The organism is Citrobacter sp. Colony219 (assembly GCF_019382635.1).
Lineage (GTDB): Bacteria > Pseudomonadota > Gammaproteobacteria > Enterobacterales > Enterobacteriaceae > Citrobacter > Citrobacter youngae.
The window spans coordinates 819,768-828,899 of sequence record NZ_CP080033.1 but is presented as its reverse complement, the minus strand read 5'-3'; the positions used below and the strand labels follow the sequence as shown (position 1 = coordinate 828,899).

At 50.8% G+C, this 9,132-nt stretch carries 13 protein-coding genes; 3 read left to right on the top strand and 10 right to left on the bottom strand.

The features are described from left to right. Positions 1-535: Tar ligand binding domain-containing protein (locus JTI85_RS03635; RefSeq protein ID WP_219352121.1), on the bottom strand; the 535-nt coding region annotated here is incomplete at its 3' end. Positions 536-780: 245 nt separating this feature from the next. Here JTI85_RS03635 and ytfE point away from each other — a divergent pair. Then, positions 781-1,443 carry an iron-sulfur cluster repair protein YtfE gene (ytfE, locus tag JTI85_RS03630; RefSeq protein ID WP_061067109.1) on the top strand — a complete coding sequence of 221 codons (663 nt, stop codon included), beginning with the start codon at positions 781-783 and terminating at the stop codon, positions 1,441-1,443. Positions 1,444-1,526: 83 nt separating this feature from the next. On the opposite strand, the gene cycA is transcribed toward ytfE, so the two are convergent. Then, complete coding sequence (gene cycA, locus JTI85_RS03625) at positions 1,527-2,936, bottom strand: D-serine/D-alanine/glycine transporter (RefSeq protein ID WP_048212871.1); 1,410 nt, start codon at positions 2,934-2,936, stop codon at positions 1,527-1,529. A 308-nt stretch (positions 2,937-3,244) separates the two neighbouring features. Continuing rightward, positions 3,245-3,865 (bottom strand): FKBP-type peptidyl-prolyl cis-trans isomerase, encoded by a 621-nt coding sequence (gene fklB / locus JTI85_RS03620; protein WP_048213487.1) that lies wholly within the window; start codon positions 3,863-3,865, stop codon positions 3,245-3,247. 218 nt (positions 3,866-4,083) lie between these two features. Between fklB and JTI85_RS03615 the strand changes: the two genes are divergently transcribed. Then, positions 4,084-4,734 carry a LysM-like peptidoglycan-binding domain-containing protein gene (locus tag JTI85_RS03615; protein ID WP_048212872.1) on the top strand — a complete coding sequence of 217 codons (651 nt, stop codon included), beginning with the start codon at positions 4,084-4,086 and terminating at the stop codon, positions 4,732-4,734. A 58-nt stretch (positions 4,735-4,792) separates the two neighbouring features. Here JTI85_RS03615 and JTI85_RS03610 read toward each other — a convergent pair whose 3' ends face one another. The 6 genes from JTI85_RS03610 to JTI85_RS03585 all read right to left on the bottom strand — a co-directional run bounded on the left by JTI85_RS03610 (position 4,793) and on the right by JTI85_RS03585 (position 8,221). After that, entirely contained in the window at positions 4,793-5,716 is a 924-nt protein-coding gene (locus JTI85_RS03610; protein WP_116361049.1) for a DMT family transporter, read from the bottom strand. Positions 5,717-5,858: 142 nt separating this feature from the next. Then, positions 5,859-6,308: a 50S ribosomal protein L9 gene (gene rplI, locus JTI85_RS03605; protein WP_003025676.1), complete on the bottom strand. Its 450-nt coding sequence runs from the start codon at positions 6,306-6,308 to the stop codon at positions 5,859-5,861. 41 nt (positions 6,309-6,349) lie between these two features. Then, positions 6,350-6,577, bottom strand: coding sequence for a 30S ribosomal protein S18 (rpsR, locus tag JTI85_RS03600; RefSeq protein ID WP_000135199.1), 228 nt, complete (start codon positions 6,575-6,577; stop codon positions 6,350-6,352). A 4-nt stretch (positions 6,578-6,581) separates the two neighbouring features. Beyond that, positions 6,582-6,896, bottom strand: a complete 315-nt coding sequence (gene priB / locus JTI85_RS03595) for a primosomal replication protein N (RefSeq protein WP_003025674.1) — start codon at positions 6,894-6,896, stop codon at positions 6,582-6,584. A gap of 6 nt (positions 6,897-6,902) precedes the next feature. Next, positions 6,903-7,298 carry a 30S ribosomal protein S6 gene (gene rpsF, locus JTI85_RS03590; RefSeq protein WP_003025672.1) on the bottom strand — a complete coding sequence of 132 codons (396 nt, stop codon included), beginning with the start codon at positions 7,296-7,298 and terminating at the stop codon, positions 6,903-6,905. A gap of 158 nt (positions 7,299-7,456) precedes the next feature. Continuing rightward, positions 7,457-8,221 (bottom strand): TSUP family transporter, encoded by a 765-nt coding sequence (locus JTI85_RS03585; RefSeq protein WP_061067108.1) that lies wholly within the window; start codon positions 8,219-8,221, stop codon positions 7,457-7,459. Between the two features lie 298 nt (positions 8,222-8,519). Between JTI85_RS03585 and yjfY the strand changes: the two genes are divergently transcribed. Further along, positions 8,520-8,795, top strand: a complete 276-nt coding sequence (yjfY, locus tag JTI85_RS03580) for a DUF1471 family protein YjfY (protein WP_003025668.1) — start codon at positions 8,520-8,522, stop codon at positions 8,793-8,795. Between the two features lie 136 nt (positions 8,796-8,931). Here yjfY and JTI85_RS21245 read toward each other — a convergent pair. Beyond that, positions 8,932-9,132, bottom strand: a 201-nt coding sequence (locus tag JTI85_RS21245; RefSeq protein ID WP_255575083.1) for a class II aldolase/adducin family protein, incomplete at its 5' end; no start/stop codon positions are given.

Genomic DNA, 9,132 nt, shown 5'->3' with positions numbered 1-9,132 from the left:
TGGCCAGCGCGGTTTGCGCGGCACGCCATTCCTGATAAACCTCTTGCATGGCCGTCTGCTTTTGCTCGGCATTCTGCTTGAACATCTCTTCCAGCTTGCCTTCAGCCAGCAGCGCGTTCATTTTTGCCAGCGTCGCAGAATAGATGCCGTACTGTTCTTCCAGTCGATCGGCCAGATGCTCATCCAGTCCCGGCGTTTCCGGCAAGGCGTAGTAGGTATCGTAATGCTCTTTCGATTCGGCCAACAGGCGATTTGCCGTGTTCACCAGTTCCTTCAACTGACCGCCGTTAATATCGCTGGCCATCGTGCCCTGTAAACGTAGCATGCCCCGGTTGAGCGTGACGCGAGCCTGGTTCAGGCTAATCCATGCATCGGTAAACTCCGCCACGTTCTGGCTGGAAAGTTGAGAAACGTTAAAGTTTTCCTTGTCGTTTTTAAGCGCGCCAATAAATACGCCTGCGGAAATGAGCTGCATTGCGCCCAGGGCGAGTAACACGGTGATAAGTAAGGTTATCACTTTGATTCGTTTGAACATCTGTTGCCTTTTAATTATGCAGGTATTGTCTGAGGTCTAACTATCGGCAGCTGCGTCGGCTTATTTAATCTTGTGGCGTAGCTTTTTTCGCCGCTTTGTCCCTTTTCAATAAGATTCAGCATGTTAACGAGATAAGAAATTTTCGTGACAATCATCACAAAATCCTCTGACCCGAAAGGGTTATATCCTTCCTCATAAGTTGCATTTAAAATACATCTTATATTATTGAGAATGAGGTAACGGCTATGTCTTATCGCGATCAACCTTTAGGTGAACTGGCGCTCTCTATTCCTCGCGCTTCGGCCCTGTTTCGTAAATACGATATGGATTACTGCTGCGGCGGTAAGCAAACGCTGGCACGCGCTGCCGCACGTAAAGAGCTGGATGTGGAAGCTATCGAGGCGCAGCTCGCCCAGTTGGCTGAACAACCGCTGGAAAAAGACTGGCGTACCGTGGCACTGGCAGAAATCATCGACCATATCGTCATTCGATATCATGATCGCCACCGCGAACAGCTGCCGGAGCTGATCCTGCAGGCCACTAAAGTTGAACGTGTTCATGCCGACAAGCCGAGCGTACCGCGTGGTCTGGCGAAGAACCTGACGATGCTGCATGAAGAGCTGTCCAGCCACATGATGAAAGAAGAGCAGATCCTGTTCCCAATGATCAAACAGGGCATGGGTAGCCAGGCGATGGGGCCAATCAGCGTGATGGAAAGCGAACATGACGATGCGGGTGAACTGGTGGAAGTGATCAAACACATCACCCATAACGTGACGCCGCCACCAGAAGCCTGCACCACCTGGAAAGCCATGTATAACGGCATTAACGAAATGATCGATGACCTGATGGAACACATCAGCCTGGAAAACAATGTGTTGTTCCCGCGTGCCCTCGCAGGTGAATAAAAAAAGGCGCCCGAGAGCGCCTTCCTGAAGTCCGAATTCGGCCACTGCTTATGTGGCCTTTTTTGTGTCCGATATGACAACGCTTAACGCATACCCGCCATACGTTTCTTACCGATAAACAACCAGCCCAGACCCAGCGCGATGAACCACAGCGGCGTCACCATCAACGCCTGACGGGTATCTTCTTCCAGAGTCAGCAGCACCAGTACGAAGACAAAGAACGCCATACATACCCAGCACATTAGCTTGCCTAACGGCATCTTGTAGATCGATTTCTCATGCAGGTGTGGACGCTGTTTGCGGTACACCAGGTATGAGCAAAGAATGATGGTCCAGACAAACATAAACAGGATTGCCGACACGGTAGTGATCATGGTGAACGCGCCAATCACGCTCGGGTTCACATAAAGCATCACCACGCCACCCAGCAGACAGATACAGGAGAAGGTTAAACCTTTCGCCGGAACCGCGCGTTTAGACAGCTTGGCAAACGCTTTAGGCGCAACGCCTTCCTGTGCCAGGCCGAACAGCATACGGCTGGTAGAGAACACGCCGCTGTTTGCGGAAGAGGCCGCTGAAGTCAGCACCACAAAGTTAATCAGGCTCGCCGCCGCAGGCAGACCGACCAGCACAAACAGCTCAACGAATGGGCTCTTGGTTGGTACTACCGAGCTCCACGGCGTCACGGACATAATCACGATCAGCGCGAAAACGTAGAACATGATGATACGGATTGGAATCGAGTTAATAGCGCGCGGCAGAGACTTTTCCGGATCTTTAGTTTCTGCAGCCGTCGTACCTACCAGCTCAATACCAACAAACGCGAAGACTGCTATCTGGAAGCCAGCAAAGAAGCCGCTTAGACCTTTCGGGAACCAGCCACCGTCATTCCACAGATGCGTGAACGAAGCCTGAACGCCGGTTGGCGACTGGAAGTGCGTCAGTACCATCACCAGACCGACGACAATCAGGCCGACAATGGCGACGATTTTGATCATCGCAAACCAGAACTCCATCTCACCAAACATTTTCACCGTGGCGAGGTTAAGAGCCAGCAACAGAATGATCACCGCCAGTGATGCCACCCAGTCTGACAGTCCGGGGAACCAGAATTGCGCATACGCCGTAATCGCAACAACGTCTGCCATCCCTGTAACCACCCAGCAGAACCAATAGGTCCAGCCGGTAAAATACCCGGCCCATGGCCCGAGCAGGTCGGAGGCGAAATCACTAAAGGATTTGTATTCGAGATTCGAGAGCAGTAATTCTCCCATTGCCCGCATCACGAAAAACAGCATAAAACCGATGATCATATAGACAAAAATGATCGACGGCCCGGCGAGGCTGATGGTTTTCCCTGAGCCCATAAACAGGCCGGTACCAATAGCGCCACCAATGGCAATAAGTTGAATATGACGGTTTGTGAGATTGCGCCGTAGCGACTGTTCAGACGAAGCCTCTTCAACGGCGTCGACTTTTACCTGATCTACCATGTTTTTTCTTCCTGTACCTGTCTGTGTTGTTCAGGCTCTACGGCCTTTAGTGTGTCTATGATACGACGATCCTGTTGGCAGGACTCATCGATATTAGGTAAGAATCGGCGGGATGAATACTAAGATTTAGATATAATGTTAATTTTATGTTTAAAGTGAGTGTCATATCACTCTGATAGCGAGAATCAGTTCACAAAAATACACGCAATAACATCATTTGCAAGATAAAATATCGACATCGACGTAACTATAGCTTTTCACGCTATTTTGTTGCTCCCCCCAGCGTCGGGGGGAACAGAAGTTACTGCTTACAGGATTTCAAGCAGCTCAACTTCAAATACCAGTGTGCTGAACGGAGGAATGGATGCGCCAGCGCCACGCTCACCGTAAGCCAGTTCCTGAGGAATAGTCAGTTCCCATTTGGAACCTACCGGCATCAGGGTCAGTGCTTCAATCCAGCCAGGGATCACGCCGTTAACCGGGAATTCAGCCGGTTCGCCACGCGCAACAGAGCTGTCAAACACGGTACCGTCGATCAGTTTACCGGTATAATGCACGCGTACGTGGTCGGTACGTGCCGGGATAGAACCTTCGCCCTGAGTCAGAACACGGAACTGCAGACCGGATTCAGTGCTGTTCACACCCTCTTTCTCACGGTTTTCTTCCAGATATTTGACGCCATCAGCCGCCATAGCCTGGAAACGCTCGCGACGTACTGCATCAGCACGTTCGTGAATTTCACGCAGCGCACGGTGCACAACATCAACAGGCACTGCCGGGTGTTTACCTTCCAGCGCATCAGCGATACCCGCTACCAGCGCTTCAGGCAACAGCCCTTCCAGACCGGATTCGCTCAGCTGTTGTCCTACCTGCAAACCAATGCCGTAGCTTGCTTGCGCTTCGATAGTGTCAAAAGTCGGGTTAGCCATCATATTTCCTTTCATCGGATGTAAAGTAGCGGGCAGCATATCAGCCATGCCGCATCCGGTAAAACTTTGTCTCGGGAACAGATGACAAATCGCGAGGAAAAAGAAACAATGCTATTGCCCGCATCAATGTCACGAAAGCGGGTACCTGAACAAGTATCATAGAGTTAGCGATCTATACTCTATGACAGAGGAACGAGACGCGGAGCAGGAGGAAAGCCATGCCCGGGCGCTTTGAATTAAAACCAACCCTGGCGAAAATCTGGCATGCACCGGACAATTTTCGCATTATGGACCCGCTACCGCCTATGCACCGACGCGGCATTATTATTGCTGCTATCGTGCTGGTGATAGGTTTCCTGCTTCCTTCCAGTGACACTACTGATACCCCTGTGGTTACGCGTACTGCCCAGCTGGATTTACAGTCACAGTCGCAGCCGCCAACCGAGGCTCAGCTTCAGGCACAGTTAGTGGCCCCGCAAAACGATCCCGGCCAGGTGGCTCCCGTTGCGCCGGAACCCATCCAGGAAGGAGAACCAGACGCGCAGCCGCAGGCTCAGCAATCACAGCCTCAGACGCAGCCCTTTCAGCAGAATAGTGGTATTGAGCAGCAGTGGCGTACCTACCGCGTAGACTCAGGGAAAACGCTGGCGCAGGTCTTCCGGGACCATAACCTTCCGCCAACTGATGTGTACGCCATGGCGCAAGTGGAAGGTGCCGGGAAGCCGCTGAGCAATTTGAAAGACGGCCAGATGATCCAAATCAGGCAGAATGCTAACGGGGTGGTGACCGGGTTAACCATTGATAGCGGAAATGGTCAGCAGATATTGTTTACCCGCCAGCCCAACGGCAGCTTTATTCGCGCACGCTAAGACTGTCTCAGTCAGTAGGCCTGATGCGCGTAGCGCCATCAGGCCTCAAGGTGAAGCACTAACGCTTCACCTTATTCACCCACCAGATCCCCGAACAGACCAGCACCAGCGCCAGCGCATATTTCCATTCGAGAATGTTTTCGCCGAGGAATATCGCCGACAGCACCGCCCCCGAAACCGGGATCAGGAAGTTAAACGGCGCAATCATCCCCACGCGGTTGTACTTGAGCAAAATGCTCCACAAAGCGAAGGCCACCGATGAAAGCAACGTCAGGTAACCCAGAATAGCCACTGAAGCTAAGCCGTGTACGGTCAGCGTGCCACCAAAAGCATAACCGCCGATAACTAACGCCAGACCGCCCATCCCCAGTTGGTAGCCTGTCATGACCGTCGGGTCTACCGTCTGAGAAATGCGTTTACCGTATAGCGTGGCAGCAGAAAGAATAAAGGCCGCCATCACCACTGAACCATCACCTAACAGGCTGAAGCTAAAATCCATTCCGCTGTTAAAGTTCACCACCATCACGCCGGTAAAACCCAGAATACAACCTAGTGCTTTGTTGTAGCTTAGTTTGTCGTTTTGATAGATAAAATGGGCCAACAGCACGCTAAAGAATGTCCCGGTCGCATTCATGATGGACCCTTTCACCCCCGTCGTGAACGCCAGGCCAATATAGAAGAAGATGTATTGCAGCGAGGTTTGCGTCAGCCCCAACAGCGTGAGTTGGCCGTACTGACGCGGGCTTAACCGGCCAATCGGTTTACGCTGCGCCATCGCCAACAGTAGCAGCAATAATCCCGCAAACAGGAAGCGATAGCCGGCAAAGACAATTTTTGACGGAATATCATCCGTGGCAATCTGGAAGATCTCGTATCCGCTTTTTATCGCTGGATAAGCGCTCCCCCACAACAGACAACAGAAGGCTGCGCCCAGGTAGACAACATTTTTACGCGCGAACAGAGGTTGGTGCGTTGGTTCCATTCCATCACCACTTTGAAATAATGTTTTATTTTTATGATTATCCCGAAAAGGACAAAGAATAGCCAGAGAGAAAAACAGGAGGGTAGAAAAGCAAAACGCCGGCACAGGGCCGGCGCTTTTACGCGGTCATCAGAATAAAAACTTATTCTGCAACTACGTTTACAGTCAGCTTAGCAAACACTTCGCTGTGAACCTGGAAGCTCACTTCGTGCTCACCAGTGGTACGCAGAACGCCGTTCGGCAGACGAACTTCGCTCTTAGCAACTTCAACGCCAGCTGCAGTTACAGCGTCAGCGATGTCGCGAGTACCGATGGAACCGAACAGTTTACCTTCGTCGCCAGCTTTAGACGCGATGGTTACGGTTTCCAGTGCGTTGATTTTCTCAGCACGAGCTTCAGCAGCGGACAGAACGTCAGCCAGTTTGGCTTCCAGTTCAGCGCGACGCGCTTCGAAAAATTCAACGTTTTTCTTGGTAGCAGGAACAGCTTTACCCTGTGGTACCAGGAAGTTACGAGCATAGCCCGCTTTAACGTTAACCTGATCACCCAGGCTACCCAGGTTTGCTACTTTATCAAGCAGAATAACTTGCATTACCTTATCCTCTCAAAGTCGTATTAATGGACCGTGACCGATTACTGATGACGATCAGTGTACGGCAGCAGGGACAGGTAGCGAGCGCGTTTGATAGCGCGAGCCAGCTGACGCTGGTATTTTGCACGGGTACCGGTGATACGGCTTGGGACAATCTTACCGCTTTCGGTGATGTAGTTTTTCAGCGTAGCGATATCTTTATAGTCGATCTCTTGAACGCCTTCCGCGGTGAAACGGCAGAACTTGCGACGACGGAAATAACGTGCCATATGGCTAGTCTCCAGAATCTATCAATTCAATCTGCTCGGCATGCAGAACCATTTTGCTCAGGCCGTTCTTTGCCTTGTGGCAAGAGATGAACCCCTGAACGGTCACTGCGCTACCGACCGTTATACTGTGAGTAATGGCCTGGTTTTCGTGTCCGCTAATAATAACGGGCATTTGGCACCACGCCTGCCGGTGAAACCCGGCTTCCTCCTGCACAGAACGATGCTCAAGCACGAACTGGCAATGAGGAATTCCTGATGGACTGACCTTTCGAAGGGGAGCCCTGCACACGGTGCCGGACAGCGCCAGACGGTTGGTCATCAGAAATTACTCTTCAGAATCCCCAGCTTCAGCATCATCTGCGGTTTCGTTAGCGAAATCATCGCGACGTTCACGACGCTCGTCTTTCGCTTTAACCATCGGAGATGCTTCGGTAACAGCGTGTTTAGTACGCATAACCATGCTGCGGATAACGGCATCGTTGAAGCGGAAGGTAGTTTCCAGCTCATCGATCACTTCCTGCGGCGCTTCAACGTTCATCAGAACGTAGTGAGCTTTGTGCAGTTTGTTGATCGGGTAAGCCAGCTGACGGCGGCCCCAGTCTTCCAGACGGTGGATCGTGCCTTCTGCACCAGTGATGGCAGCAGTGTAGCGTTCGATCATACCCGGAACCTGTTCGCTCTGGTCAGGATGGACCATAAAAACGATTTCGTAATGACGCATCGAATTGCTCCTTACGGATTATTCAGCCTCCTGTCTGGGTCAGCCGAGGCCCATGGAGGCAAGGAACGTGTTAAAGGTCGGCTGAAAAATGACGCGTCATAATACTGGGGTCAGCAGGTAAACTCAAGGTGCTTGTACGATTATTTATCATGTCGCCATTAATACATATCCAGCAGCATTTTGACGCTGATGCAAATGGAGACAATGACAATCATCGGCCGGATAACTTTCTTCCCGCGCGTCAGTACCACCGTCGCACCAAGACGTGCGCCAAGGGATTGTCCGGCAAACATCACCAGCCCCAGCGACCAGATCATTTTACCGCCGAAAATGAAGAACAGAATAGAGGCAATGTTCGACGCCAGGTTGATAAAATTCGAGTGAATTTGCGCTTTATCGATACTGTACCCCCACAGCAGGATATAGCAGAGCGTATAAAAGGAGCCGGCCCCGGCACCGAGAAAACCATCATAAAACCCAATACCTCCCCCGCAGATCAACGAGAAGAGAAACAGGGATACCTGCTGCTTTCTTTTCGGTTCGCTAAGATTAGGCGCAGAAATAAAGTAGATGGCGACCGCGATTATCAGGATCGGCAGCAATTTCTTCAACACGTCCGGCTCAATAAACTGGATAAGCGTCGTGCCCAGCGCAGAACCGATAAAGGCAGATAAAAAGACATATTTGTGTTCCTGCACATTAATATGTCCCCGGCGTAAAAAGTAAATTCCGGAGGTCAGCGAACTGCCCAACGCCTGAATCTTATTGGTTGCCAGCGCGTTAGCCGGGGGTAAACCGGAAATCAATAATGCGCCAATAGAGAGAAAACCGCCGCCGCCCGACACCACATTAATAAAGCCTGCCACCAGCGCGACCATAAACATAATCACAAAGTAGCTGAAATCCATGAATGAAGTATCCATAAGTTTTTGCCTTATTATCATAAAGTTATATTAATTATCTGGCTCACTATAAACGGCGTACTCACCCGATTAAATTGACTATTTGGTAAGAGCTTATGCGCGTAAGGCAGGTATTTTTAACCGCAGCGGAAGGCATCAGCTGATTGTTAATTAAAGAAAAGATGGCTTTGCGGTAATTTTTTGAACAACTGCATCAGAAATGGTCGCTATCGACTGCGCCGGCAGCAGTTAAAATTAAATCAGAAGTTATCCACTCACAGGAGAGAGCTAACCAGAGACCGCAGTCGAGGAGGTACCTATGCGAGCCCGTGTTTTGACCCTTCTGGCTGTACTTTTGCTCAGTGCAAATGCAACGGCAGCCATCAAAATTGACAATCATCAGGCCAGGAATATGGATGATGTGCAGAGCTTAGGCGTTATTTACATAAATCATAACTTCGCCACTGAAAGTGAAGCCACTCAGGCCCTGAATGAAGAAACCGATGCGCAAGGCGCAACCTACTATCACGTGATCCTCACCAGGGAACCCGGTAGTAACGGAAATATGCACGCCAGTGCAGATATTTATCGCTAGCACCCAGAAATAACCAACGAGAACATTGCCACAGTTTGACTTGCCCCCTTCATTGGGGGCTTTTTTTTTTTGCAAAAAAATCCCGAAGCCAGACCGATCTCATCCCCATGAAGAGTTGGCTTCGGAACGTTTTTTCTTACTTCTGCCCGTAATAGGCGTTTGGGCCGTGCTTACGCATGAAGTGCTTATTCATCAGATAACCGTCAATAGCGCTGAGAGCCGGGTTAATGCCACGCGCAATCCATGCCATTTTTGCCACCTCTTCCATCACAACAGCGTTATGTACTGCGTCGTGAGCATCTTTGCCCCAAGCAAACGGGCCATGTTGGTACACCAC